A 26,131-nucleotide genomic window follows, 5' to 3' on the forward strand; every position below is an offset into this window, starting at 1 on the left:
GAGCTAATAGTGTTGGAGCATTTGATTAACCCGCAAGTAAAAGATATTCAAATATCAGGTATTCGTAAAATTTCGAACCTAGTCAGTACGATTCCGGGAGCTTTGACCTTAACGATTGGGCAACCTGATTTCCCTACGCCGCGGCATATCATCGAAGCGGGACAAAGAGCATTGGACCAAAACAAAACGGTCTATACGCAAAACCCTGGTTTAATCGAACTTAGAGAAGCTGTTTCTAACTTTGTGAAGGTCAAGTATGGCCAGGATTATCGCGCGGCTGATGAGATTATCGTCACAGCAGGTGCTAGTCAAGCGGTTGATATCACGTTGCGAACCATTTTGACACCAGGTGCTGAAGTTATCATTCCGGCTCCGATTTATCCTGGTTATGAGCCTTTAATTCACTTAGCTGGTGGCGTTCCTGTCTATGTGGATACAAGGGAGAATGGATTAAAATTAACAGCTGAGCTATTGGAACCTTATCTAACAGAGAATACACGCTGTGTCATTCTTTGTTATCCGTCTAACCCGACAGGTCAGGTGCTCACGGAGAAGGAAATTGCTGATTTGGCCGAATTATTGGCAGATCGGGAGCTATTTATTTTATCCGACGAAATCTATAGCGAATTGGTATATGGTGTGCAACATCGTTCCATTGCGACAGTCGGTAAGTTGCGCGATAAGACAATTGTCATTAATGGCTTGTCCAAGTCTCATGCCATGACAGGCTGGCGTGTAGGCTTTACATTGGCTCCTGCGTACCTCACAGCGCACATGGTGAAGGTTCACCAGTATAATGTGACCTGTGCTAGCTCAGTAAGTCAGTATGCAGCCTTGGAGGCGTTGACGATAGGGATTGACGATGCACTTCCGATGCGTGAAGCTTATGTAGCCCGTCGGGATTATGTCTACGATCGTTTGAATGCAATGGGGATTGAGCTAGATAAGCCGGATGGCGCGTTCTACTTGTTCCCGTCTATTGCAAAATTCGGCTTATCCTCGCAAGAGTTTGCGATGAGACTGCTGCATGAAGAGCATGTTGCAGTCGTGCCAGGAGATGCCTTCACTTCATACGGGGAAGGTTATATCCGGATTTCATATGCCTATGCACAGGATGTGCTGGAGCAATCGTTGGATCGACTTGAGAGATTTGTAAGCAAGTTGTAGAAGGGAACCATCGCTGGTAGCAGCGGTGGTTTTTTTATAAGTGAGATTCAAGAGCAGCGATGAACTGAGCCGGTGCAATGTGGCTATACATCCAACATACGAAAAAAGCCTCCCCAATCAACCCAGTGGTTGATCGAGAGGCTTTTTCATATTAGCTAGACTTATATCGCAGGTATGCCGTAATCGTATCGATAGCTACATCGATGGCACGCTCATCCGGATCAAGTTTGGCGTTATGCAAGCCATGCGGTGTATCCACGCCTAACCAGAACATAAAGCCAGGGATTTTCTCCAAGAAGTAACCAAAGTCTTCGCCGGTCATGGCTTCTGTACACTCGAACAACGTAACGTTATCACGTCCACGAAGCCAGTTCATGAATTCCACGGTTAATGCTGGATCATTGTACACTTGCCGATAATTAGAGCCCCAGTCAATGGTGACTTGGCATTCGAAAGAAGCTTCAATGCCCGCGGCAACCCCTTCGATGCGCCCCTTGATCTTGTTCATGGAAGCAGCAGATAATGTGCGAATCGTACCCTCTAAGCGAGCCTTCTCCGCGATTATGTTCTGCTTCGTTCCAGCTTCCATTTTGCCAATCGTAATCACGGCGGAATCCAGCGGATTCACGTTTCGGGATACGATGGTTTGAAGCTGCCCAACCATTTGCGTTGCCGCGATGATCATATCATTCGCTTGATGCGGGTAGGCCGCATGGCCGCCTTTTCCAAGCAAATCAATGAACAGCTCTGATGTATTGGCGAACAAGATTTCAGGTCTGACAGCAATTGTACCGACCGGATACTCTGGTGCAATATGGAGTGCAACCATTTGGTCTGGCATCCAATCTTGCAATTCCTCTGCAGCTAGCATAGGTAATGCACCGCCAGGACCTTCTTCAGCTGGCTGGAACAACACGACAAGATCATCCTTCATAGGATTCTCTGTGAAGTGTGTCACAACGCCAATCCCGATAGACATGTGAAAATCATGCCCGCACGCATGCATATAGCCTGGATGCTGAGAGGGGAAGGGAAGAGTGGTCTCTTCCGTAATAGGAAGCCCGTCCATATCGGCACGATAGCCAAAGCGCTTGCTAGGGTTTAAGCCTTTGATATAAACTAGAATGCCCGTACGCCATGTACGGATCGTCAGACGATCCTGCGGCAGCTTGGCCAATTGCTCAAGAAGAAGTTGTTGCGTTTTGAACTCTTGAAATCCCGGCTCCGGGATTTGATGAAGCTGACGTCGCAGCTCTACAAAAGGGCTAAGCATAACGATTTCCTCCAGATCTAGTTCACCTTATAGGGTACGTAGGTCTGCTAGAATTTCGGTTTTGGATTTCGTTTTGTCGTCTACTTTCTTGATAACGCGAGCAGGTGCACCTGCAACCACTGTGTACTCTTCAACATCTTGCGTTACGATAGCGCCTGCTGCTACAACTGAACCTTTACCGATGCGTACGCCTTCTAGGATAACCGCGTTAGCGCCAACAAGAACGTCATCTTCGATCACACAAGGTTGAGCAGAAGGTGGCTCGATAACACCAGCTACAACAGCGCCAGCGCCAATGTGACACATTTTACCTACTTGTGCACGTCCGCCAAGAACAGCGTTCATGTCGATCATTGTGCCATCACCAACGGAAGCACCGATGTTGATAAGCGCGCCCATCATAATAATCGCGTTATCGCCGATATGTACTTTATCGCGAATAACTGCACCTGGCTCGATGCGAGCATTGATGTGTTTCAAATCTAGCATAGGAATCGCAGAGTTACGACGATCGTTTTCAACTACGAAATCAACAACTTTATCTTTGTTAGCTTCTAGAATTGGTTGAAGTACGCTCCACTCCCCGAAAACGACTCCGCTTCCGCCAGTGATAAAGGATTGACTGCCTTCGCCGAATTCAAGACCATCAAGGTTTCCTTTTACATATACTTTCACCGGAGTTTTCTTTTTGCTTTCTTTAATAAACTGGATAATTTCTAGGGTATTCATTTCAGACATGGTGACATCTCCTTCAAATTTATGATTGACTCTCCTATATTAGCAGAAAGGAGGCGTTTGAGCCAATCTGTTTCACACAGCTTTTTGCGCAAATTGACTCTGATAGAGTTCAGCATAGAAACCTTGCTGTTCGAGCAACTCGCCATGAGTACCTTGTTCAATGACAGTTCCTTGATTCATTACTAGAATAAGATCAGCTTCTCGGATCGTGGATAACCGATGGGCAATGACGAAACTAGTGCGATTTGCCATCAAATTGTTCATAGCTCGTTGAATAGACACTTCCGTCCGTGTATCAACACTGCTCGTTGCTTCATCAAGTATCAATATCGGAGGATCAGCGAGAACCGCACGAGCAATGGTGAGTAATTGCTTTTGACCATGGGATAGATTGGACGCTTCCTCATTCAAAATCGTATCATACCCATCCGGCAGTGTTCGTATGAAATGATCTGCATAAGCCGCGCGTGCAGCCTCAATAATCTCCTCCTCGGTAGCGCCATGACGACCATAAGCAATATTGTCGCGGATGGTACCGTTAAAGAGCCAAGTATCCTGCAGTACCATACCGAATAGCCCACGAAGATGACTGCGAGTCATATTCCGCGAGTCGACACCATCGATGGAAATTCGTCCACTCTGTAATTCATAGAAACGCATGAGCAGGTTGACTATCGTTGTTTTCCCTGCGCCAGTGGGTCCAACGATCGCAACGGTTTGCCCTGGCTTTACATCGATGTTCATGTTGGCGATAAGCGGTGTATCTGTTTTGTAGGCGAAGGAAACATCTTCGAACTGGACATGCCCCTTCACATGAGTAACGGAATCCGTCACTTTGTTCTCCAAAACTTCTTCAGTCTCATCTAATAATTCGAAAATGCGCTCTGCAGCTGCGATCGTAGACTGAATCACATTCGCGATATTTGCGACTTGAGTGATCGGCATGCCAAATTGACCTGAATATTGAATGAAGGCGAGAACGTCGCCTATTTTAATGGCGTTATGAGTAACCATGATGCCACCGATGACACTAACGAGTACATAACCAATATTCCCGATAAAGGACATCAAAGGAAAGATAAGACCTGAAATAAACTGTGCTTTCCATCCAGAATGATACAGCCGATCATTAATTTCATTGAATTTATCAACGGATTGCTTTTCTCTTCCAAAAGCTTTAACGATCGTATGTCCTGTATACATTTCTTCGACATGCCCATTGAGCTCGCCAATCGTTCGTTGCTGCCCTTTGAAATATTTCTGAGAGCGGGTAGCAATCATTTTGGTTCCTAATATGCTGAGCGGCAGGGTAACAATAGTAGCTAATGTGAGCAGAGGACTTATAGTCAGCATCATGATAATGATCCCTATTAACGTGACAACGGACGTAATCAACTGCGTCAAGCTTTGCTGCATCGTGGAACTGATCGTGTCCACATCATTCGTAGCACGGCTCATGGTGTCGCCATGACTTCTTGCATCAAAGAAGGAGAGTGGAACACGCGTTAGCTTCTCACTAATATCTAGGCGTAGATTGAAGACAATGCGCTGCGTAACTTTTACCATGATTTGTTGTTGGATATACAATAATATGGAGCTAAAAATATAGAGGGCAGCAAGGATTAGTACGATTTGTAGGATCGCATCAAAATCAATTTTGGCACCTGCGATGCCTTTCATCTTGCCGATAGCACCTTCAGATAACTTCGTAACTGCGTTACCCATTAATTTTGGGCTAATTATACTAAATAATGTGCTTAATATAGCTGCTAGGAGTACAAAGGATATGGACACACGAAAAGGCTGCATATAAGTCATGAGTCTCTTCAGAGTACCTTTAAAATTCTTCGCCTTCTGGACAGGCATCCCCATGCCAGCCATTCCGCCACGACCCATAAAACCTTGATTCATGCCAGCTGCGGGTCGCTGTGGTTCTTTGGGTTTCTCACTCATGCACTTTCCTCCTCTGATAGCTGAGAAGCAACAATTTCTTGATAAACCTCACAGGTTCTCATAAGCTCACTATGCGTACCTATACCTGCGATTCTTCCTTCATCTAAAACGATAATTTGACTCGCATCCATAATAGTGCTCACACGTTGAGCGACAATAATCATAGTAGCTCGTGCAGTTTCTGATTTAAGCGCAGCGCGAAGCTTAGCATCAGTTTTGAAATCAAGGGCAGAGAAGCTGTCATCGAAAATATAAATGTTCGGTTTACGTGCAAGTGCTCGTCCAATGGCAAGGCGTTGCTTCTGACCACCTGATAGATTAGTACCACCTTGTGCGAGCGTAGCTTGGAAGTTATCTTTCATACCTTGGATGAAGTCAGCAGCTTGTGCTGTAGAAGCTGCAGCGGAAAGCTCTTCATCTGTGGCGTCATCATTGCCGAATCGGAGGTTATCCGCAATTGTACCTGAGAATAGGACAGCCTTCTGTGGCACATAGCCGATTTGATTCCGAACACTCTCCAAGGAAAGGGAAGGTAGCGGCTGGCCATTCAACGTTATTGCACCGGACTCCACATCATAGAATCGCAGTAATAAATTGATGAGCGTCGTTTTGCCGGAACCGGTTCCTCCAATTATTGCTGTTACCTCTCCAGGTTTAGCACGGAATGAAATATCGTGAATAGCGGGCTGCTCGGCACCAGGATAACTGAAAGTTACATGATTGAATTCAACCACGGTTTGGTCCTCATGGAGTGTTTGTGCGTTGTCTGCATTATGTATGTTGGACTGAATGGCAAGGACTTCATTAATACGTACAGCGGAAGCGGAAGCTCGTGGAATCATCATGAATATCATGGTCATCATAAACATGCTGAACATAATTTGCATCGCATATTGGATGAAAGCCATCAAATCTCCAATTTGCATCTGATTGTTATCAATACGAATGCCGCCATACCAAAGGATAACAACAATGCCGAGATTAAAAACAAGCATCATGATCGGCATCATCGTAGCCATGATCGTGTTGACTTTGATGGCAGTCTGCGTGAAGTCTTGATTGGCTCGTTCGAATTTCGTTTTCTCATGACCCGAGCGGTTAAAAGCGCGGATGACACGTATACCCGTTAAATGTTCGCGCAGAACAAGATTGATGCCATCGATTTTAATTTGCAAGGTTTTAAATAAAGGTAAACTCTTACGCATGATAACTGCAATAACAAGGACAAGGATGGGGATTACAGCATAAAGGACAATTGCGAGATTCGTATCTTTGTACGATGCCATAATGACACCACCAATGAGCATGGTAGGTACACCAATGAACATTCGCATCATGACAACTAATTGTTGTACCTGTGCGATATCATTTGTTGTTCTAGTAATCAAGGAAGACGTTCCAAGCTTATCGAATTCATGCAAGGAGAAGCTCTCGACATGAGAGAAGAGCTTACGGCGTAGATCTCTACCAAAGCCGGTTGCCGTCTTAGCGAGCAAATAGCTGGCCACCATGACACAGACCATGCCTCCCATGGCGACTAGCAGCATATAAGCGCCAAATCGTAGAATGTAGCTTACATCACCTTTCACTACCCCGACATCTACAATGTCTGCAAGTAAAGTTGGTAAGTACAGCTGAGCAAGCGATTGCAATAACATTAATGTAATGATTGCAACCACGGAAACCCGGTAAGGCTTCAAATACCTAAACAATTTGAACATAGTTTCCTCCTTATTTTTGTAACCTCGATGAATTGGAATTTCCTAGGTGGAAAAGCGAGTTTATATGTAAATTATAACACATGGTCTTGATTTTGCTCAAAAAAAGAAGATCAAAAAACATTGACTTATCCTGTCGAAAGTGGCATAATTCTTTTAATTACATATGTGCCTTTAAAAACAGTCCAGAGAGGCTGGCAAGGTAAAACGATAAGAAAAGTCGGGTAATACTGAATCGAGAATTCAGTAAGCTTACGGATGTGCGCATCCTACAGCCCCGCTCTATCTCTTTATGCACTCGTAAACTCCTTGCCAAGAATTGGGCAAGGAGTTTTTTGGTTTTACCACCAGAAAACGTATGTGAATGCTGACGAAGATAGTTTAGCCAGGAGGCGAAAACGATGAATGAGACCACCGAACACACCATTATTGATGAAATGGGAATTCGCAGAGCACTTACGCGGATTGCACACGAGATACTGGAAAAGAATAAAGGTGTAGAGAATTGTACCTTGATTGGTATTCGGACCCGAGGCATTTACTTAGCGAAGCGAGTAGCAGAACGGATTCTAGAAATTGAAGGCGTACCGATTCCAGTGGGAGAGATTGACATCACGTCGTATCGCGATGATCGCGTGAAAGTCAGATCGGTGGAGAACGTGCAAGAAGGTGGCAAAATGCAAATCCAAGATCGCAAAATCATCCTTTTCGATGATGTGCTGTATACCGGCAGAACGGTAAGAGCCGCGATGGATGCGCTAATTGACTTAGGCAGACCGCAAATGATTCAACTGGCTGTCCTTGTAGACAGAGGGCATAGGGAGCTTCCAATCCGTCCTGATTATGTGGGCAAGAATGTACCGACGTCCAAGAGTGAGAGCATTGAAGTGATGTTAACGGAAATTGATGATAAAGATGAAGTTATTATCCAAAGGGGGAAACAGGAGTGAGTAGCGTGAGCACATATACAACTAGACATTTCTTGGGACTGAAAGGCGTTAGTGCAGAGGAGATCACAAGCATTCTGGATCGTGCAGCCCATTGGGAACAAAGCCCTAACAAAGTGAATAACCAATTCCAAGGCAAATTCGTATCCAACTTATTTTTTGAAAATAGTACAAGGACTCGCTTCTCCTTTGAACTTGCAGAAAAGCGCCTTGGTGCAGATGTCCTGAATTTCTCCGCGGCAGAATCCAGTGTTCAAAAAGGCGAGTCCATCTACGACACAGTTCGCACGCTTGAATCCATGGGGATTGATGCTGGTGTGATTCGACTAAAGCCTAATGGTGTGCTGCAAGAGCTAGCTGAGACAATCAAAATCCCGCTCATCAACGCAGGGGACGGCAATAACGAGCATCCAACGCAAGCGTTGCTTGATTTCTATACAATGCGCAAGCAATTCGGCGCTATCAAAGGTTTGACGGTCTCCATCATCGGAGACATTCTTCACAGCCGCGTTGCTCGCTCGAACCTCTGGGGCTTAATCGCCTTGGGAGCGAAGGTTCAATTCTGTGCTCCTGCAAGTATGCAGGCTCCAGAGTTGGCACAGTTCGCACCGTATGTGTCCTTCGAAGAGGCTTTGAAAGCTGATGTCGTAATGATGCTTCGAGTGCAATTAGAACGTCATGACACAGGGTTGCTGAACTCAGCTGAAGAATATCGCGCACAATATGGCTTAACTGTAGAACGTGCAAGCCGCATGGCTCCTCATGCGATCATCATGCATCCAGCTCCAGTGAATCGCAATGTGGAACTAGATGATGAACTCGTGGAACATGAGAAGTCCAAGATCTTTACACAAATTGCTCATGGCGTGCCGATTCGTATGGCTGTCATTGAACGAGCTTTATCATAAAAACACCCCATAAAGTGAAGCCAAGCTCTGAAGTTGATGCCGATTACTTTGCGGGGACCCCAAACGAATACTAGGAGGACAATATCACAATGGGAATTTGGATTCTAAACGGACTAACCGTTGATGCGAATAATGTACAAACGAAGAAACATGTTTTAGTCGAAAATGATAAAATTGCACAGGTTATTGATACTTCTAATGGTGAAATTCCGCAAACAGCGGGCCATGAAGTCATTGACGCTGGTGGCAAGCTTGTATCACCTGGTTTCATTGATATGCACGTGCATTTGAGAGAACCTGGCTTCGAACATAAAGAGAACATTGCAACTGGAACACGTTCTGCGGCAAGGGGCGGTTTTACTACGATTGCTTGCATGCCAAATACAAGACCGGTTATTGATACCGTAGATACGGTAAATTACATATTAGATAAAGCAGCAACAGAAGGTGTTGTACGCGTCATTCCTTACGGTACGATTACGAAGAACGAGCTTGGCCGTGAACTGACTGACTTCGCAGCATTGAAAGAAGCTGGTGTTATCGGGTACACGGACGATGGCGTAGGGGTTCAAAGCGCGCAAATGATGAAGGATGCCATGGCACTTGCCGCATCACTCGGTATGCCAATCATCGCACACTGCGAAGATGACACATTGGTTGTAGGAGCGCCAGTAAACGAAGGTACTTTCGCGACCAAGCATGGCTTGAAAGGTATCCCGAATGAATCCGAAGCGATTCATGTTGGCCGCGACGTATTGCTAGCGGAAGCAACTGGGGTACACTACCATGTATGTCACGTCAGCACAGAGCAGTCGGTTCGTTTGATCCGTCATGCCAAACAGTTCGGCATCAAGGTAACTGCTGAGGTTTGCCCGCATCATCTGCTTCTTTCAGAAGAAGACATTCCAGGGATGGACGCGAACTGGAAGATGAACCCGCCGCTTCGCACACCTCGTGATGTACAGGCTGTTATCGAAGCGTTGGAAGATGGCACGATCGACATTATCGTGACAGACCATGCGCCACATACCGAAGAAGAGAAAGCCAAAGGCATGATGATGGCACCATTCGGAATCCTTGGATTCGAAACTGCTTTCTCCTTGCTGTATACGAAATTTGTACTTACAGGCAAATGGACACTTGGTTTCCTAGTGGATCGCATGACCAAAAAGCCTGCTGACGTATTCGGTCTTCCATACGGAACTTTAGAGGTGGGCAGCGCGGCAGACATTACGATCGTTGATCTTGATACAACGAAAGCCGTTCTGAAAGAAGAGATCATTTCACGCAGCAAGAACACCCCGTTCATCGGTTGGGAGCTGCAGGGCTGGCCGATTGTCACGATTGCTTCGGGTAAAGTTGTATACTCCTAAGTTCAATAAATAGCCTTAATTTTAAGGCCTAAATCACGTGAAGCATCTATACGATTGCGTTAAAATCGTGTATATTTATACAGAAAGATTAATCTTTATGCAAGTCCTTGAATCATTACATGGAAGCATGACATCTGCGGTTCGTGAGAACCGCCTGACAATAGCGAAGGAGTTGAAAGAACATGCAGGCAAGATTGTTGCTGGAAGACGGCACTCTTTTTACAGGTAAATCGTTCGGTAGTGAAGGTGAATCCGTCGGCGAGGTTGTATTCAATACAGGAATGACAGGTTATCAAGAGGTGCTTTCGGACCCTTCATATTGTGGACAAATCGTAACAATGACATATCCATTGGTAGGGAACTACGGAGTGATTCGTGATGATTTCGAGTCCGTACGTCCTTTTATCCATGGTTTCGTTGTGCGTGAGCATGAAGAAATTCCAAGTAACTGGAGAGCACAATACACGCTAGGCAGCCTGTTGAAAGAATACGGGATCGTAGGAATCAGCGGCATCGATACACGTATGTTGACTCGCAAACTTCGTCATTATGGCGTTATGAAAAGTATCATCACAACGTCGAATAAATCCGTAGAAGAATTGATGGCAACTCTTAAAAACACACCGCTTATGACGGATCAAGTTTCCCGTGTGTCCACGAAAAGTGTATTCGGTGCTCCTGGGCACAAAGAACGTATAGTTCTTGTGGATTTCGGCGCAAAAAGCGGCATCATCCGTGATCTCAGCAAGCGCGATTGCGATGTTGTGGTTGTTCCACAAAATGCAACAGCTGAACAAATTCGTCGCTTAGCACCAGATGGCGTCTTGCTTTCTAACGGCCCTGGGGATCCGAAGGATGTTCCACACGCAGTTGAAATGATTAAAGGCTTGCTTGGCGACATTCCATTATTCGGAATTTGCTTGGGGCACCAATTGTTCGCACTTGCTTGCGGCGCCGATACAGATAAATTGAAATTCGGTCATCGCGGCGGTAACCACCCGGTTAAAGATTTGATCTCCGGACGTTGCTACATTACATCGCAAAACCATGGCTACACGGTTAAGGAAGATTCCATCCAAGGAACGAACCTTGAAGTGACACACATTAATAATAACGATCGCACGATCGAAGGCTTACGTCATAAGCAATACCCAGCTTTCTCGGTTCAATATCACCCAGAGGCAGCACCTGGACCATTCGACTCCAGCTACCTGTTCGATGATTTCATCTCGCTGATTCGTCAGCACAAACTAGATAACCCACAGCAGCCGCGCCAAGCGCAAATGCTTGCTCAGTGGAATGCTTCCACGGCATCGACATCTGTGAAGGAGGAACTGCAATATGCCAAAAAATAATACACTCAAAAAGATTCTCGTTATCGGTTCCGGACCGATCGTTATTGGTCAAGCGGCGGAGTTCGACTACGCTGGTACGCAAGCTTGCCAAGCATTGAAAGAAGAAGGCATGGAAGTCATCCTGATCAACAGCAACCCAGCTACGATCATGACAGATACGAATATGGCTGACAAAGTATATATCGAGCCGATCACGCTTGAGTTCGTTACGCAAATCATTCGTCAAGAGCGTCCCGATGGTTTGCTTCCAACTCTAGGTGGACAAACGGGTCTTAATATGGCAGTTGAACTTGCTCGTGCAGGCGTACTAGAAAGCGAGAACGTTAAGCTTCTAGGAACACAGCTTACTGCGATTGAGAAAGCAGAAGATCGTGACCTTTTCAGAGACTTGATGAGAGAACTAGAACAGCCAGTACCAGATAGCGTTATCGTAACGACAGTAGCGCAAGCGGTTGATTTTGCTAATGAAATCGGCTTCCCAATCATCATTCGTCCTGCTTACACGCTAGGTGGAACAGGCGGCGGTATTTGTAACACGATGGAAGAACTAGTGGAAATCGTTGCTTCCGGTATTCGTTACAGCCCAATCGGTCAGTGTCTCGTAGAGCGCAGTATCGCGGGTATGAAAGAAGTCGAGTATGAAGTTATGCGTGATGCGAACGACAACTGTATCGTTGTGTGTAACATGGAGAACTTTGATCCAGTTGGCGTACATACAGGCGACAGTATCGTAGTAGCACCAAGCCAAACATTGTCGGACCGTGAGTACCAAATGCTTCGTTCCGCTTCCTTGAAAATCATTCGTGCTCTGAACATCGAAGGCGGATGTAACGTTCAATACGCACTTGATCCACATAGCTTCCAATATTATGTTATCGAAGTTAACCCGCGTGTAAGTCGCTCTTCGGCGCTTGCTTCCAAAGCAACTGGCTATCCAATTGCGAAAATGGCAGCGAAAATTGCGATTGGTTACACACTTGATGAACTCGTTAACCCAGTTACAGGTCAAACCTATGCTTGCTTCGAACCAGCACTTGATTACATCGTATCCAAGATTCCACGCTGGCCGTTCGATAAATTTACTGCAGCTAACCGTAAGCTAGGCACACAAATGAAAGCGACTGGCGAAGTTATGGCAATTGGACGTACATTTGAAGAGTCCATTCAAAAAGCGATTCGTTCCCTAGAAATCGGTGTTCACCGCTTGTTCTTGAAAGAAACGGATTTACTAGATAAAGAAACATTAGAGCTGCGTTTGGTAAAACCAGATGACGAGCGTATCTTCTTACTAGCAGAAGCATTCCGCAGAGGTTATACCGTGGAAACACTGCAAAATTTGACGAAAATTGACTGGTGGTTCTTGAACAAATTAAGTGCACTTATTGCGTATGAAAAGGAAATTGCAGCGAAGGATTTGACAGCTGAGCTTATTTTCGAAATTAAGCGTAAAGGCTTCACAGACCGTGCTGTAGCGGAAATTCGTACATTGGCAGGTTGCTCGACTTTCACGAAAGAAGCAGACGTAAGAACTTTCCGTTTGCAAAACAACATCAAGCCCGTTTACAAAATGGTAGATACCTGTGCGGCTGAATTCGAAGCTTCAACACCATACTACTACTCCACATATGAGCAAGAAGATGAAGTAACAGAAACGACGAAAGAAAAAGTTGTTGTTCTAGGATCGGGTCCAATTCGTATCGGTCAAGGGATTGAGTTCGATTACTCCACCGTTCATGCGGTATGGGCGATTCAAGCGGCTGGTTACGAAGCGGTTATTATCAACAATAACCCAGAAACAGTTTCAACAGATTTTAATACATCGGATCGTTTGTACTTCGAACCATTGTTCTTCGAAGATGTTATGAACGTAATTGAGCGTGAGCAACCAATCGGGGTTATCGTTCAATTCGGTGGCCAAACGGCAATCAACTTGGCAGCACCATTACACAAAGCTGGCGTACGTATCCTAGGTTCTGACCTAGAAAGTATCGATACAGCGGAAGATCGTAAGAAATTCGAAGCTTTGCTTAGCAAAATTTCGGTAGCTCAACCTCCAGGCGGCACAGTAACATCAGTCGATCAAGCGGTTGGTACAGCTGCGAAATTCGGATATCCGGTTATCGTTCGTCCTTCCTACGTACTTGGTGGACGCGCAATGGAAATCGTCTACTCCGATGAAGAGCTTCTGAGCTACATGGAATATGCGGTGAAAATCAACCCTGAGCATCCGGTTCTAATCGATCGATACATGCTTGGTAAAGAGGTAGAGGTTGACGCAATCTGCGATAGAGAAACAGTTCTGATCCCAGGGATCATGGAACACGTGGAACGCGCAGGGGTTCACTCTGGTGACTCCATTGCGGTCTATCCGCCACAATCCATCTCCGATGAGATCAAGCAGCAAATCATCGAGATTACGACGAAAATCGGTTTAGAGCTTAACGTTGTGGGTCTAGTGAACATCCAGTTCGTTATTCATAACGATCAAGTGTATGTGATCGAGGTTAACCCGCGTTCTTCCAGAACTGTGCCTTTCTTAAGCAAAGTGACGAACATTCCGATGGCGAACGTGGCAACACGCGTAATCATGGGTCAATCACTAGCAGATATGGGTTATCAAAGTGGTCTATGGCCAGAAGATAAATACGTATCTGTCAAAGTACCAGTGTTCTCCTTCGCGAAGCTTCGCCGTGTAGATACAACACTCGGACCTGAAATGAAGTCTACTGGTGAGGTTATGGGTCGTGATGTGAATTTTGCAAAAGCCCTGTACAAAGGTCTCATCGGTGCTGGTATGAAGATCCCTGCTGCAGGTTCCGTCGTGGTAACCGTAGCGGATAAAGATAAAGAAGAAGCGATTGAAATCTTGAAAGGCTTCTATCGCCTAGGTTACAAAATCATTGCAACAGGTGGAACTGCCGAAGCGATTGCTCAAGCAGGACTTCCGGTTACAACCGTCAACAAGCTTAGTGAAGGTTCACCAAACATTCTTGACCTCATCCGCAGTGGTGATGCTCAGTTCGTCGTGAACACATTGACTAAGGGCAAAACGCCTGAGCGTGACGGCTTCCGCATTCGTCGTGAAGCAGTAGAGAACGGTGTAGTATGTATGACATCGCTTGATACTGTAAGAGCGCTAGTGAATATGCTTGAAGCTATCAACTTCTCCTCACGTGCAATGCCAATACATGTCTAAAGGATGGTGCCAAACATGAGTACGTTAACTCGCAACGATGTTACCGGACGCATCATGGTCGCCTTGGACTACGCGAATGCGGCAAGTGCTGAAGGGCTGCTTAAGCAGCTCGAAGGCATTCCGTGTTATGTAAAGGTAGGAATGCAGCTGTTTTATGCTGCAGGTCCTACCTTTGTCGCGAGTCTGAAGGATCGCGGCTATAAGGTGTTCCTCGACGTGAAGATGCATGACATTCCGAACACGGTTAAGGGCGGCGCGGAGAGCGTGACGCGCCTTGGGGTTGATGTGTTCAATGTGCATGCAGCCGGAGGCAAGTACATGATGGAGGCTGCCTTGGAGGGTGTCGACAAGGGGCTAGCTTTAGGGGCAGCACGCCCGATCGTGATCGGCGTGACGCAATTGACCAGCACCTCGCAGCAGGTGCTGAATGACGAGATCGGCCTTGCCGGTACAACCGAGCAGGCCGTCATTCGCTATGCCCGCTTGGCGCATGCCGCGGGGCTTAACGGGGTCGTCGCGTCACCGCTTGAGGTGACGGCGATTAAGGCGGCTTGCGGTGACGGCTTCGTCACCGTGACGCCAGGCATCCGCCCGGCGGGGGCCGACATTGGCGACCAGTCGCGCATTATGACGCCGGCTGAGGCGTTCGCGCAGGGGACAGACTATGTCGTGATCGGGCGTCCGATCACAGGCGCAGCGGACCCAAGAGCAGCGATTGAAGCGATTATCGATTCAATCGTCTAGGCACTTTATTTTAACATTGAAAGGAACGGTGAGCGTATGAGTAAGCTCGAAACAATCGCACAGCATATTGCAGCGTCGTTATTAGATATTGAAGCCGTGGCTCTTCGTCCACAGCAACCTTTTACATGGACATCGGGGCTGAAGTCTCCGATTTATTGTGATAATCGTTTGACCATGTCTCACCCTGCGATCCGTGATGCGATTGCCGATGGCTTCGTTGCTTTGATCAAGGAAAAATTCCCTGAAGCTGAAGTAGTGGCGGGAACAGCAACAGCTGGAATTCCTCATGCGGCTTGGGTAGCTCAAAAGTTAGGTCTTCCAATGATCTACATTCGCGATAAAGCGAAAGGTCATGGCAAAGAGAACTTGATTGAAGGTTCCGTGAAACCAGGACAAAAAGTCATCGTTATCGAAGACTTGATTTCCACAGGAGGAAGCTCGCTGAAAGCAGCTGTTGCCGTGAAAGATGCGGGAGCTGAAGCACTTGGTGTACTAGCCATTTTCTCTTATCAGCTGGATAAAGCAACAGACGCATTCGCGGCGGCAGAAATGCCACTTCATACACTTTCTAATTACTCAACCTTGCTTGAAGTAGCATTGGAAAAAGGGAAGATCCAGCAAAATGATATGGAGTTACTGCGTTCTTGGAGAGTTAATCCATCCGCATACGGCGTATAAGAGGTTACTTCAGTGAGGAAAATTGACGAACTGTGTTGAATTCCTCTATACTAGAGTGGTCTTGCAACAGACTATCAAGATTTTGCGAATACCAAGCAGGTTACCGTACGTTCGGCGCCTCACTTGTGTGCAGATCTTGAAATTGACTTACAAGTAGAAGAAGCTCTACCTTTTCGCAAAGGTGAGCTTCTTTTTTTCATTCCGCGGATTGTTTCGTCAACAATTGAATGAACGCTTGTAAGGGTTGTGACATCCATTTTTTCGGATGAAGCACTAGCTGTAAGTCCATGGAAAGTTGGTTATGCGTAAAAGGAAGCTGTGCAAGCTTTCCGATTGCCAGCTCATTCGCTACTGTGATCCGAGGTAACAAAGCGATGCCTAAGCCGCTCATGACACACTGTTTGATGGCTTCAACATTGCCTAACTCGAAACCGATTTGTAAGGCGACGGCATTGTCTTTAAGTAATCTTTCAAATTTCCCTCGATAGATACAGCCTTCTTCAGTGACAATAAATTCCGTGTTACCCAGGTCAGCAAGTTGAATATCCGATTGTTGAGTTAATGGATGATCTAAGGGTGCAACGAAGACGAGTTGTTCTTCTCGGACACTTGTACAAGCGAGCGTGGGATCAGCCGGATATTGATCTAAAAGAAGGCCAATATCATAATCTCCTTCTTTGACCTTGGAGAGAATAGAAGCTTCACTATCAGGAAATAGCTGAATATTTAAACCTGGATACAGCTGTTTAAGCTTATGCAAAAATGGGGGCAGATAATAGGCTGCTAATGAGTTAATGGTCCCGATGGTCAACGTTCCACTAACTTGATGGGCTATCATTTCCTTAGATTGGTCATAAAGTTCCAACAATTGTTGCGCTATTACTAGTAAGCTTTCTCCAGGTGGAGTTAGGCGTAACTGTCGGCCATACCTTTCGAATAAGGGGACACCATATTCACGTTCTAACTTTTGAATTTGCATGGTAATGCTCGATTGGGCATACCCTAATTCTTCAGCAGCACGCGTGAAGCTTTTCCTACGGGCAACCTCCCGCAAAGTGCGGAAATACGTCAGATCCATGAATAGCCTCGCTTCATTATCAATATTTTTGATGAGTTCTATCATTTATTATAGCTAACTGTGATGAAGAGTTCCATGCTAAAGTAAATGTACAAACAAACGAGGCAGGGAGATGGTTATTGTGCTAAAAGAAAAAGACCTACAGGGGTTATATGTACCCATTGTCACACCTTTTGATGAAGAGTTTGAAGTGGATGCTGCATCCTTTTATAATCAGGCTTATAACTTATTTCAAGATGAAATAGATGGATTGGTTGTCAATGGGACAACGGGAGAATCACCAACGATCACGAAAGACGAGCTTGGCGTGTTGTTTGCTACAGCTCAAGCAGCTCGCGACGCTGCTCACGTTGATGTGCCTTTAATCGTTGGAACAGGTACGAACGATACGCGTTCAACCGTTCGCAAAACAGCAGAAGCAGGCAAACTTGGTGCAGAAGCTGCATTAGTTGTAGTTCCCTATTACAACAGGCCGAGTCAGCAGGGGATTATTGAACATTTTCGTCAAGTAGCGGGAGTTGGTGTACCGGTGATCTTGTATGATGTGCCGCATCGCACAGGGGTAACGCTTGAGCTGGATACGGTGCGAACCATCCTAGATATCGACGGAGTCATCGGGATGAAAGACAGTACGCCTAACACTGGGCTGGTCACAGAATTGACTAGACTGGGCTCTAAACCTGTTCTGTGTGGTGAGGACACTTTGCTCTATGCAGCTTTGCAATCTGGCGCCAAAGGGGTTATGAGTGCCTCAGCTAATGTGGAGACGGAGAGGTTTGTTTCTTTTATCCGCAGCTTCGTTAACGGGGCACAGGAGGAGAGTCGAAGAGAGTTCGAAGAGCTCCTTCCGCTTATTCGTCTCCTATTTCAAGAGCCGAATCCAGCTCCTATTAAATGGCTGCTTCACCAACAAGGCGTCATCGGTTCAGGCGCTTTACGATTGCCACTATTGCCGGTGACAGAGGGATTACAAGCGAGACTAGCGGTTTATTTGTAAAATGTAAGGAGCGATTGCGTAATGAATCGAACGAGAGTGTATACAGGCTCACCTTGGGAGCCTGTGGTCGGCTATTGCAGAGCCATTCGTGTAGGTGATCGAATCGAGGTGGCTGGGACGACAGCCATGAAAGACGGCGAGGTTGTTGGTGTAGGTAATGCGTACGAGCAAGCCCGGTTCATCCTTCAAACGATTGAGCAGGCGCTCCAAGAGCTCGGCGCACAGCTTTCTGATGTGGTGCGAACGCGGATGTTCGTGACGGATATTTCTTTATGGGAAGAGTTCGGTAAAGCGCATGGCGAGTATTTCCGTGATGTGCAGCCCGTTGCGACGATGGTCGAAGTGAAAGCGCTGATTGACCCCCGATTGCTGATTGAGATAGAGGTAGAAGCGATTGTGTTCCAGGGCGAGTAGAGAGTGGCAGTGTGTGATCAATGAATGGTGAGTAGAGTAGATTAGAGTCAGTCTGTAGCGAAAGCGGATAGATGAATTTCTTCCATCTAAATGAAGTGGAGCTTCAGATATACCCCTTGTTACCCAAACGATCAACAAAAAAGCGCCACAACTCACTATGTCGCGAACTTGATTTCGCGAGTAGGGAGGCGTAGCGCTTTTTATTTTACAAGTGTCGACTAACCAACACGTTTGCCCAAAATGATCAGATCGCGCTCAACGCCATCTAGCTCAGCGACGCCAGGCAAATGCGCCCAATTCGTGAATCCGAATTTGCGGAAAAGCTGTAGGCTGGGCTCATTATGCCCAAATATAAAACCTAACAAAGACTTGATCCCTAGCTTGGGACTAGCTTCAAGGGCTTGTTCCATCAAATATCGACCGATCCCTTGGCCCCGATAGGTTTCATCCACGTAAATACTTACCTCGGCCGTTGCGTTATAAGCGGGACGCCCATAGAAGGACTGAAAACTCAGCCAACCACAAATGCCGTTCTCATTTTCAAGCACCCAAAGTGGGCGGAAATCAGCAGAGTGTTCGTGAAACCAGCGCTCCCGGGAAGCTGTTGAGACGGGTTCTGTGTCGGCAGTAACCATTCGTCCTGCAATCGTGGAATTGTAGATACGAACGATTTCTGCTAAATCTTCCAATTGTGCATCACGCATGTGTAATTGATTCCCCATAGAAGTTACTCCTTTTACTCTACCTTAGTTAGATTCTGTTGTAGTTGCAGCCAATGCAGCTAGCTTCAGCCAGTAACGACTAATCGTCTCTGTCCCATTGTCCCAATTCATCAAATGGAAATGCTCATTCGGTGCATGAAGATTCTCCCCTGGCAGACCAAAGCCCATAAGCACCACAGGTGCGTCTAAGACGCGACCTAACACTTCGACAATCGGAATCGATCCTCCGCTACGTGTGTACACAGGCCACTCATTAAAAGTTTCTTCATAGGCTTCAGCCGCCGCTACCATAACGGGCTCATCAATAGGTGTAATGAAGGGATTCCCTCGCAATTGGCGATCTAACGTAACTGACACGCCAGGAAGAGGTTGAGCATGAATATGGGCTTCGACCAGATCCATGATTTCCTCAGGGACCTGCGCTGCGACGAGGCGACATGCAATTTTGGCAGTAGCGCGATTTGGAATGATGGGTTTAATTCCCTCGCCCTGGAAGCCGCCACTGACTGACGTGATTTCAAGCGTAGGACGGGATGTCGTTTGTTCGTAAAAGGAGAATCCTTTCTCCCCATAAAGCTCTGTGACGTTCAAATTCGTGCGAACCTTGTTTTCATCCGGCTCCACTTTCTTGAAGGCTTCGCGTTCTTTGTCCGAAAGTTCGATAACACGGTCGTAGAACCCTTGTACGGTTACACGGCCATTCTCGTCATGAAAGGAGCTTAATAGCTTAGTCATTGCGTGAATCGGGTTCTGTACCGCACCGCCGAATAGACCAGAATGCAGATCACTATTCGCGCCATCGATTGTGATTTCGAATCCCGCTAAGCCGCGAAGTCCATACATAAGTGCTGGTTTACCAGGACCGTGCATCTGCGTGTCGGAGAGTACGATGGAATCAGCTTGCAATTTAGCTGCATGCTCTTCAACAAAGGCAGGGAGATTCTTACTAGCAATTTCCTCTTCACCCTCGATGCAGAATTTAACATTAACCGGAAGCGAGCCCTGTGTCTGTAGAAAAGCTTCAACGACCTTCACATAAAGCAACAGTTGGCCTTTGTCATCCGTACTTCCACGACCGAACAACTTATTATCACGGATTACGGGTTCAAAAGGAGGCGTTTCCCACAACTCTAATGGCTCGGCAGGTTGTACATCATAATGTCCATAAATAAGCACTGTCGGTTTGCCAGGAGCATGTAACCAATCCGCGTAAACCACTGGGTGGCCTTTCGTTGGCATAATTTCAATGTTTTCAAGTCCAGCCTTTTGTAAAGATTGAGCCGTCCACTCGGCGCATTTCTGCATATCCGGTTGATGCTGGGCAACTGCACTTATACTTGGGATCCGCAAAAAAGCCATGAGTTCCTCTATGTGTTTTTCCCTATGCGTTTGTAAGTAACTTTTGATTGATTCGATCATGGATGTTTTCTCCTTTTTTCTCACTGCCAAATTGTCTACATCACTTAACTTCCCCAAAAACAGGGAAAATCCTGCTATGCTTGTAAACCGTCACATTTTATTTGTCATATGGTCAAATAGAACGACTTTTCCTATAATTGAGATCGTCTTTGGACAATACTGCTAATAAGAGATCCTTTATATGGATAAGCTAAATGTAACGATCTGACTACAATGGAGGGATACGCATGAACTGGATATATTGGGCGAAATTATACGATTCGAAGTTTCAAGCAGGTGTTTTAGCGAAACGTATGGAAGAAGATTGGTGGATCTATGGGTATGAGTGCCCGCAGGAAGTTGAGGTTTATAAGTCGAAGAAAGGACGCTTTGGCGTCAGATACAATACATAAACGAATTAATTATGCATAAAATTAACGCTTGACTAAGCCATCTCCGTTGGTGTATATTTATTTTTGTCGCTGTTGAGCGGCATACATGACGCGGGGTGGAGCAGCTCGGTAGCTCGTCGGGCTCATAACCCGAAGGCCGCAGGTTCAAATCCTGCCCCCGCAACCAAATTTCATTAGGGCCTATAGCTCAGTTGGTTAGAGCGGTCGGCTCATAACCGATTGGTCGGGGGTTCGAGTCCCTCTGGGCCCATAGTACGGAAACCCTTTGTATATAAGGGTTTTTATTTATTTTAGCGACGAAAACAAGCCTCTCGTTCTCATCAATGCTGATGGGAATGAGGGGCTTGTGTGCGTTTATGCACGCTAGTGCGCACAGTGCTGTAATAATTATTGTTTCAGCTTTTTAAGCATGGTCATCCAGATTCTCAACCCAGTCACCCAGAGCGTCACAGCTGAGCCAAACCCGATAAACGTAGACATCGCAACAAGAGATACATCGCCGATCGTGGCGTTAATGGGTAAAAATAACGAAATAATGCCTAGCATACACATTACAATACCCGTACTAAAATAGAATTTTTCTTGAAACAATGATGCTAAAGGAAAAAAATGAATGCCAACTATGATTGCCATGACAGGGAAAAAGACTTCAAAATGATGGAGTGTATTACAAATGACGCTTGCAAGAAAGATTGCAACACCTTCCTTTCTACGCTGTTACGAAAAGAGTTAATACTTTGTTAATAATCCATTTAGATGGATTCAATAAGCGTATACTAAAATAACTAGTAAGGAAACGTTTCCCGCAAATTGTTTTAAAAAAGGAGAAAGAGAAATGAAACTTAGCAAAAAATCAATTACAGTACTTTCATTTACAGTAGGAGCCTGTTTATTCGTATCTACGGCATTCGCTGATGCGCTGCTTGGCTCCGGTTATGACAGGTTGAAGGATTCAGTCAAAAATACGGCGTCTGTGATGGAAAATGGTCTTAACAACTATACGGTCGAGACGATGTATACATTGAAAGATAATAATCAAATTTTACTACAATCGTCCAATTTCATGAAAATGGATACAGTAAATCAAGTCAAAGAGGATAACGAAGTAACGAAAAACGCCAAAGGTGAAACGACTTCCAGATATTCCTATGCCGACAAGACTCAAACGATTGACAAAAACGAATTGGACAATACATATTATGTATTTGATCATTCGGCGGAAGTGAACCAAAACCGTAAAGGTCCAGCCGATTTCCATAACCCTTTTAAAGAAAAGGGAGCCACGGAGGTTGAGAAAATCGTTGACGCTGTCGTTGGTTCTTTGAAAGACTATGTACAAGTTGAGGAAGGAGCAAATGGAGGTAAAGTGTTCTCGGGCAGTTTGTCAGAGTCACAAGTGCCGGCCATTGTGAATGCAGTCTCCTCCTTCGGTATCAAGCAAATGCTGGATAATGAAAGAGATTTACCAGCTATAGAGAGCGATATTTTCGTGAAAAAGGTAGTAGGTACGGCAAATGAGAGTAAAGATGGGTATCTAGAAAATCTGACGGGTGAGATCACGCTGTCAGGAAAAGATAAAAATGGGGTTCAGCATGACTTAAACCTCAATGTTATGTTGAAGCTGTCTGAGATTGGCAGTACGAAGATTACTAAGCCTGATCTAACTACAGCCAAGGTTGAGAAGGTTAGTCGTTCTGGTGGATTCAGCTCTAAATATGTGGGAACCTATCAAAACGATATTATTATGGACAAAGACGGTAAGTTCGTGAAGATCGGTGACCGAACAGTTAAAATCACAAGTGTAGATGGCGACAAAGTAACAGGTACGTATTCCGAAACCGTAAAACCTGGTTTTGAGAGCGAGTATCCAAGCAAGGATGTATTTAATTTCGAATACAATCTGTCGACATCCCCAACGTTTACTTATACAGATTCGAAGGGTGAACAGAAGCAAGGGATGATTCATCCAAGCATGGCAGGTAAGATTTATTTTGAAATGAATCTAGAGATAAGCGATAAAAATGCTTACAAACAAAGTAACAGCATGAAGCCTTTCTATGATGGAGAATTTAATCGCGTATTTGAATAGAAATGATTCTCAGGAGGCTGCGGATAGCGGCTTCCTGAGATTTTTTAGGGAGATGATGAATTGACAATCAAGGCGATTGAAATAACGGGCTTAACCAAGTCATTTACGAATGGCCGAGGAATCAGCGATTTGAATTTAGAGGTAGATCAAGGTGATATATTCGGTTTCCTTGGACCTAATGGTGCGGGCAAAACGACAGCTATGAAGATGATTACAGGACTCATGAAGCCAGATCGAGGCGATGTGAAGATTTTCGGAGCGAGCGTGGCAGAAGACTATGTTAACGCAATGAAATATGTAGGCTGTATTATTGAAACAGCGGAATCGTATCCTTATTTGACGGCAAATGAGAATTTGAGACTGTTTGCAAGATTTTATCCTGAAATCGATCAGCGTAGAATTGATGAATGTCTTGAAATTACAGGGATGCTGAAATATAAAAATGAGAAATCACAAAAATTTTCGCTCGGGATGAAACAAAGGCTGGGGATAGCGGCGGCGATTCTATCGAAGCCGAAACTGTTAATTTTGGACGAGCCTTTAAATGGACTGGATGTGGAAGGGATGCTGGAGATGAGGAAGTTGATCAAACAGCTTTCCCTGGAAGGCACGACTTTCTTTATATCCAGCCATTTGATTCACGATGTGGAATTAACGTGTTCGAGAATCGGGATTATTTACGGAGGCAAGCTGGTTAATGTAGAATATACCCAACATATTCTGTCATTTTATTCGTCGCTTGAGAATTATTTTGTTAGTGAGGTGGACAGGAATGGTAGGGTTTAAAGCTGCATTTATGAATGAATCCGTGAAGCTGCTTAAAAAGAAAAAAATTATGGCAGCCGCGATATTATCCATTCTTGCCGTCATGATCGGTCAAATTGCTGTAACGACGATAAAACATGGTCTTGGATTAAGAGTTGTAGGGAGTGTTGAATTCCCTATAGCCGTACTGTCGTTTGTTACGTATACACTACTACCGTTATTTGCAGTATTTGTAGCGATCGATATGTTTAATGGTGAGTCCTCATCGAATACGATGAAAATCACTCTTTTAAGACCAGTATCTAGATTCGGCGTGTTTACCGCTAAGGTTTTGAATTTAGCACTCTTTATTGCTGGTAATCTTTTATTTATTATGGTTCTATCGCTGTTAGCTGGGTTTATATTCAATCCTTCGTCCGCCAGTTTCATTGGAATCGTAAAAGTGCTGGTGTCATATGGCTTAACTTTCTTTCCTGTATTTGTGTTTGCGCTTATCGTCGTGCTGCTATCCAATCTCATTCAGGGAGGACTAGCCGTATTTTTCCTGTCCATTCTTGTATTCATTGGATTTAATTTTCTGGGCATTGTATTCTCATCCTATTCCAGTTTTTTTATCACGTCGATGTTTGACTGGTATACCCTTTGGATATCTGAATCCATCAATGTCTTCAAAATAAGCCGCCAGATTCTAATTATTTTTGGTTGTGGTATCATGTTATTTACGACGGGGTATTACTTGTTTGACAGGAAGGATATATAGAAAGGAATCTACATGCACTTAACGAAACGTTTTTTCACGATGAATACGCTGGCTGTGCTGCTTTCCATTGGTTTAACGATCTTGGCTGTCATTATTTTTATTGCTACGTATACGAAAGTTTTGGGCCGCGAAGCAGGTATAGAGCAGTTTCAACGAGCGTTTGAGGTTCGTGCAGCTATCAGTGAGATTAAAAGAGAAGCACTGACCATAGGGTTCGAGGGACTCCTGGATAAGAAGTATCAACAAGAGCTCGTTGATCGCGTGAACGTTTTGGATGCCAGTGCGATCCTTTTCGTTAATAGAGAGGTAATGTTCGCCACGCAACATTTTAATAAGATTGATATCGAGAAAAGCCTGATGCTATCCAGTGAGTCTAGTCATAATGAGATCGAGCTTGATGGTAAGACGTATCTGTTTAACCGAGCGGATTTCAAACTCACATCTGGCGATTCGGGTATTCTGCTGCTGCTGGCACCAATCAAAGTAAATACAAAGGTATATTGGATGCTTGGCATCTTCACGATTAGTTTTTTTACAGTTGTTTTTTTGCTAATGAATATATGGATTTCCTATAAGTTCTCACGTCGTATTATTATTCCGATCTCCAGATTAAAGGATGCTGCGGTCAAAATTAGGGAAGGCGATCTAAGTGGCGAGATTTCCGAGGATGGCGAGGGCGAAATTCGGGAATTAGGGATAACTTTGGAGTTAATGAGGATCAAATTGAAGGAATCTGTTTATTTACAGCAAAAATATGATGATAATCGAAAGTTTCTAATTTCAAGTATTTCACATGACTTAAAGACACCTGTGACTTCCATTAAAGGCTATATTGAAGGTATTATAGACGGCGTAGCTAAGACGCCTGAGAAAATGGAGGAATATCTGGAAACAGCCCGATCCAAAGCTATTATGGTTAATGCGATGATTGATGATCTTCTATTATATTCGAAACTCGATTTAAATCAGCTTCCTTACCATTTTGAGAAGAGCGATTTGGCCAGTTATTTTGAGGATTGTGTGGCAGATCATAAATATGAATGTGAAAAGGCGAATGTAGCCATCGCATTAATTAATGAGTTAAAAGAGCCTGTCAAAGTATTGATAGATGGCGAAAGATTAAAGAGGGTCGTGCAAAACATCATTGATAATGCCATGACGTATGCCGGAAAAGCGAATGGCAAGATTGACATTATACTCAGGGAAACTAGAACATCTGCGATTATTGAAATTAAAGATAATGGAAATGGCATACCCGAGGACAAGCTTCCTTTTATATTTGAACGATTTTATCAGGTAGATCCGTCAAGAAAGAATGGAAGTGGACTGGGTCTAGCTATAGCTAAGCAAATTATTGAAGGGCACGACGGGAAAATATGGGCCAAGAGCGCTGTAGGTGAGGGAACCGGGATTATGATTTCTCTTAAAAAGTTCTAAATAGGTTT

Annotated in this window: 23 protein-coding genes and 2 tRNA genes; 17 read left to right on the forward strand and 8 right to left on the reverse strand. The window is 45.0% G+C overall.

The features are described 5' to 3' along the window. Positions 1–12: 12 nt before the first annotated feature. Complete coding sequence (locus tag L6I86_RS12730) at positions 13–1,167, forward strand: aminotransferase A (RefSeq protein WP_236287804.1); 1,155 nt, start codon at positions 13–15, stop codon at positions 1,165–1,167. Positions 1,168–1,318: 151 nt separating this feature from the next. On the opposite strand, the gene L6I86_RS12735 is transcribed toward L6I86_RS12730, so the two are convergent. From L6I86_RS12735 to L6I86_RS12750, 4 genes are all read right to left on the reverse strand, one after another. Further along, complete coding sequence (locus tag L6I86_RS12735) at positions 1,319–2,440, reverse strand: N-acetyldiaminopimelate deacetylase (RefSeq protein ID WP_236287573.1); 1,122 nt, start codon at positions 2,438–2,440, stop codon at positions 1,319–1,321. Positions 2,441–2,467: 27 nt separating this feature from the next. Beyond that, complete coding sequence (gene dapD / locus L6I86_RS12740) at positions 2,468–3,178, reverse strand: 2,3,4,5-tetrahydropyridine-2,6-dicarboxylate N-acetyltransferase (protein ID WP_056612620.1); 711 nt, start codon at positions 3,176–3,178, stop codon at positions 2,468–2,470. 72 nt (positions 3,179–3,250) lie between these two features. Continuing rightward, the gene (locus L6I86_RS12745) at positions 3,251–5,131 is read right to left on the reverse strand and encodes an ABC transporter ATP-binding protein (RefSeq protein ID WP_236287575.1); all 1,881 of its coding nucleotides are present in this window, start codon (positions 5,129–5,131) and stop codon (positions 3,251–3,253) included. After that, positions 5,128–6,852, reverse strand: coding sequence for an ABC transporter ATP-binding protein (locus L6I86_RS12750; protein ID WP_236287577.1), 1,725 nt, complete (start codon positions 6,850–6,852; stop codon positions 5,128–5,130). The genes L6I86_RS12745 and L6I86_RS12750 overlap by 4 nt, the downstream gene beginning before the upstream one ends. A 398-nt stretch (positions 6,853–7,250) precedes the next feature. Between L6I86_RS12750 and pyrR the strand changes: the two genes are divergently transcribed. From pyrR to pyrE, 7 genes are all read left to right on the forward strand, one after another. Next, positions 7,251–7,799 (forward strand): bifunctional pyr operon transcriptional regulator/uracil phosphoribosyltransferase PyrR, encoded by a 549-nt coding sequence (gene pyrR, locus L6I86_RS12755; RefSeq protein WP_056612614.1) that lies wholly within the window; start codon positions 7,251–7,253, stop codon positions 7,797–7,799. Between the two features lie 5 nt (positions 7,800–7,804). Then, a complete protein-coding gene (locus L6I86_RS12760) occupies positions 7,805–8,704 on the forward strand; it encodes an aspartate carbamoyltransferase catalytic subunit (protein WP_420851882.1) in 900 nt (299 codons plus the stop codon). A gap of 89 nt (positions 8,705–8,793) precedes the next feature. Further along, a complete protein-coding gene (locus L6I86_RS12765; RefSeq protein WP_236287581.1) occupies positions 8,794–10,077 on the forward strand; it encodes a dihydroorotase in 1,284 nt (427 codons plus the stop codon). Positions 10,078–10,259: 182 nt separating this feature from the next. Continuing rightward, positions 10,260–11,432 (forward strand): glutamine-hydrolyzing carbamoyl-phosphate synthase small subunit, encoded by a 1,173-nt coding sequence (carA, locus tag L6I86_RS12770; RefSeq protein WP_236287583.1) that lies wholly within the window; start codon positions 10,260–10,262, stop codon positions 11,430–11,432. After that, positions 11,419–14,628: a carbamoyl-phosphate synthase large subunit gene (gene carB, locus L6I86_RS12775; protein ID WP_236287585.1), complete on the forward strand. Its 3,210-nt coding sequence runs from the start codon at positions 11,419–11,421 to the stop codon at positions 14,626–14,628. The genes carA and carB overlap by 14 nt, the downstream gene beginning before the upstream one ends. A gap of 15 nt (positions 14,629–14,643) precedes the next feature. After that, complete coding sequence (gene pyrF / locus L6I86_RS12780) at positions 14,644–15,372, forward strand: orotidine-5'-phosphate decarboxylase (protein ID WP_236287588.1); 729 nt, start codon at positions 14,644–14,646, stop codon at positions 15,370–15,372. Positions 15,373–15,408: 36 nt separating this feature from the next. Continuing rightward, the gene (gene pyrE / locus L6I86_RS12785; RefSeq protein ID WP_236287590.1) at positions 15,409–16,050 is read left to right on the forward strand and encodes an orotate phosphoribosyltransferase; all 642 of its coding nucleotides are present in this window, start codon (positions 15,409–15,411) and stop codon (positions 16,048–16,050) included. A 196-nt stretch (positions 16,051–16,246) separates the two neighbouring features. On the opposite strand, the gene L6I86_RS12790 is transcribed toward pyrE, so the two are convergent. After that, positions 16,247–17,173, reverse strand: coding sequence for a LysR family transcriptional regulator (locus L6I86_RS12790; protein ID WP_338113382.1), 927 nt, complete (start codon positions 17,171–17,173; stop codon positions 16,247–16,249). Positions 17,174–17,240: 67 nt separating this feature from the next. Here L6I86_RS12790 and dapA point away from each other — a divergent pair, with 67 nt between their 5' ends. After that, positions 17,241–18,125, forward strand: a complete 885-nt coding sequence (gene dapA / locus L6I86_RS12795) for a 4-hydroxy-tetrahydrodipicolinate synthase (RefSeq protein ID WP_338113383.1) — start codon at positions 17,241–17,243, stop codon at positions 18,123–18,125. 21 nt (positions 18,126–18,146) lie between these two features. Continuing rightward, a complete protein-coding gene (locus tag L6I86_RS12800) occupies positions 18,147–18,539 on the forward strand; it encodes a RidA family protein (protein ID WP_236287592.1) in 393 nt (130 codons plus the stop codon). A gap of 218 nt (positions 18,540–18,757) precedes the next feature. On the opposite strand, the gene L6I86_RS12805 is transcribed toward L6I86_RS12800, so the two are convergent. Then, positions 18,758–19,261, reverse strand: a complete 504-nt coding sequence (locus L6I86_RS12805; protein ID WP_236287594.1) for a GNAT family N-acetyltransferase — start codon at positions 19,259–19,261, stop codon at positions 18,758–18,760. A gap of 24 nt (positions 19,262–19,285) precedes the next feature. Continuing rightward, a complete protein-coding gene (locus L6I86_RS12810) occupies positions 19,286–20,680 on the reverse strand; it encodes a dipeptidase (RefSeq protein ID WP_236287596.1) in 1,395 nt (464 codons plus the stop codon). Positions 20,681–20,907: 227 nt separating this feature from the next. Here L6I86_RS12810 and L6I86_RS12815 point away from each other — a divergent pair, with 227 nt between their 5' ends. The 3 genes from L6I86_RS12815 to L6I86_RS12825 all read left to right on the forward strand — a co-directional run bounded on the left by L6I86_RS12815 (position 20,908) and on the right by L6I86_RS12825 (position 21,322). After that, positions 20,908–21,072, forward strand: a complete 165-nt coding sequence (locus tag L6I86_RS12815) for a hypothetical protein (protein WP_164483565.1) — start codon at positions 20,908–20,910, stop codon at positions 21,070–21,072. A gap of 89 nt (positions 21,073–21,161) precedes the next feature. Then, a tRNA-Met gene (locus tag L6I86_RS12820) sits at positions 21,162–21,238 on the forward strand. Positions 21,239–21,248: 10 nt separating this feature from the next. Continuing rightward, positions 21,249–21,322: transfer RNA gene (locus tag L6I86_RS12825), tRNA-Ile, on the forward strand. A gap of 137 nt (positions 21,323–21,459) precedes the next feature. On the opposite strand, the gene L6I86_RS35900 is transcribed toward L6I86_RS12825, so the two are convergent. Then, complete coding sequence (locus tag L6I86_RS35900) at positions 21,460–21,765, reverse strand: DUF7010 family protein (protein ID WP_420851885.1); 306 nt, start codon at positions 21,763–21,765, stop codon at positions 21,460–21,462. Positions 21,766–21,907: 142 nt separating this feature from the next. On the opposite strand from L6I86_RS35900, the gene L6I86_RS12835 reads away from it, so the two are divergent. The 4 genes from L6I86_RS12835 to L6I86_RS12850 are packed head-to-tail and all read left to right on the forward strand — an operon-like array spanning position 21,908 to position 26,123. Then, positions 21,908–23,161, forward strand: a complete 1,254-nt coding sequence (locus L6I86_RS12835) for a hypothetical protein (protein WP_236287600.1) — start codon at positions 21,908–21,910, stop codon at positions 23,159–23,161. Positions 23,162–23,221: 60 nt separating this feature from the next. Further along, on the forward strand, positions 23,222–23,947 hold the full coding sequence (locus L6I86_RS12840; RefSeq protein WP_236287602.1) for an ABC transporter ATP-binding protein: 726 nt from the start codon (positions 23,222–23,224) through the stop codon (positions 23,945–23,947). Further along, positions 23,934–24,686, forward strand: coding sequence for an ABC transporter permease (locus L6I86_RS12845; RefSeq protein WP_236287604.1), 753 nt, complete (start codon positions 23,934–23,936; stop codon positions 24,684–24,686). The genes L6I86_RS12840 and L6I86_RS12845 overlap by 14 nt, the downstream gene beginning before the upstream one ends. 12 nt (positions 24,687–24,698) lie before the next feature. Next, on the forward strand, positions 24,699–26,123 hold the full coding sequence (locus tag L6I86_RS12850; RefSeq protein WP_236287606.1) for a sensor histidine kinase: 1,425 nt from the start codon (positions 24,699–24,701) through the stop codon (positions 26,121–26,123). Positions 26,124–26,131: the final 8 nt, after the last annotated feature.

Source organism: Paenibacillus allorhizoplanae, assembly GCF_927798215.1.
Lineage (GTDB): Bacteria > Bacillota > Bacilli > Paenibacillales > NBRC-103111 > Paenibacillus_E > Paenibacillus_E allorhizoplanae.

Bases quoted from the DNA above. Each gene is read 5' to 3' on its own strand.
- L6I86_RS12735 (WP_236287573.1), bottom strand. From the start codon at position 2,440: ATGCTTAGCCCTTTTGTAGAGCTGCGACGTCAGCTTCATCAAATCCCG.
- dapD (WP_056612620.1), bottom strand. From the start codon at position 3,178: ATGTCTGAAATGAATACCCTAGAAATTATCCAGTTTATTAAAGAAAGC.
- L6I86_RS12745 (WP_236287575.1), bottom strand. From the start codon at position 5,131: ATGAGTGAGAAACCCAAAGAACCACAGCGACCCGCAGCTGGCATGAAT.
- L6I86_RS12750 (WP_236287577.1), bottom strand. From the start codon at position 6,852: ATGTTCAAATTGTTTAGGTATTTGAAGCCTTACCGGGTTTCCGTGGTT.
- pyrR (WP_056612614.1), top strand. From the start codon at position 7,251: ATGAATGAGACCACCGAACACACCATTATTGATGAAATGGGAATTCGC.
- L6I86_RS12765 (WP_236287581.1), top strand. From the start codon at position 8,794: ATGGGAATTTGGATTCTAAACGGACTAACCGTTGATGCGAATAATGTA.
- carA (WP_236287583.1), top strand. From the start codon at position 10,260: ATGCAGGCAAGATTGTTGCTGGAAGACGGCACTCTTTTTACAGGTAAA.
- carB (WP_236287585.1), top strand. From the start codon at position 11,419: ATGCCAAAAAATAATACACTCAAAAAGATTCTCGTTATCGGTTCCGGA.
- pyrF (WP_236287588.1), top strand. From the start codon at position 14,644: ATGAGTACGTTAACTCGCAACGATGTTACCGGACGCATCATGGTCGCC.
- pyrE (WP_236287590.1), top strand. From the start codon at position 15,409: ATGAGTAAGCTCGAAACAATCGCACAGCATATTGCAGCGTCGTTATTA.
- L6I86_RS12790 (WP_338113382.1), bottom strand. From the start codon at position 17,173: ATGATAGAACTCATCAAAAATATTGATAATGAAGCGAGGCTATTCATG.
- dapA (WP_338113383.1), top strand. From the start codon at position 17,241: ATGGTTATTGTGCTAAAAGAAAAAGACCTACAGGGGTTATATGTACCC.
- L6I86_RS12800 (WP_236287592.1), top strand. From the start codon at position 18,147: ATGAATCGAACGAGAGTGTATACAGGCTCACCTTGGGAGCCTGTGGTC.
- L6I86_RS12805 (WP_236287594.1), bottom strand. From the start codon at position 19,261: ATGGGGAATCAATTACACATGCGTGATGCACAATTGGAAGATTTAGCA.
- L6I86_RS12810 (WP_236287596.1), bottom strand. From the start codon at position 20,680: ATGATCGAATCAATCAAAAGTTACTTACAAACGCATAGGGAAAAACAC.
- L6I86_RS12815 (WP_164483565.1), top strand. From the start codon at position 20,908: ATGAACTGGATATATTGGGCGAAATTATACGATTCGAAGTTTCAAGCA.
- L6I86_RS12835 (WP_236287600.1), top strand. From the start codon at position 21,908: ATGAAACTTAGCAAAAAATCAATTACAGTACTTTCATTTACAGTAGGA.
- L6I86_RS12845 (WP_236287604.1), top strand. From the start codon at position 23,934: ATGGTAGGGTTTAAAGCTGCATTTATGAATGAATCCGTGAAGCTGCTT.
- L6I86_RS12850 (WP_236287606.1), top strand. From the start codon at position 24,699: ATGCACTTAACGAAACGTTTTTTCACGATGAATACGCTGGCTGTGCTG.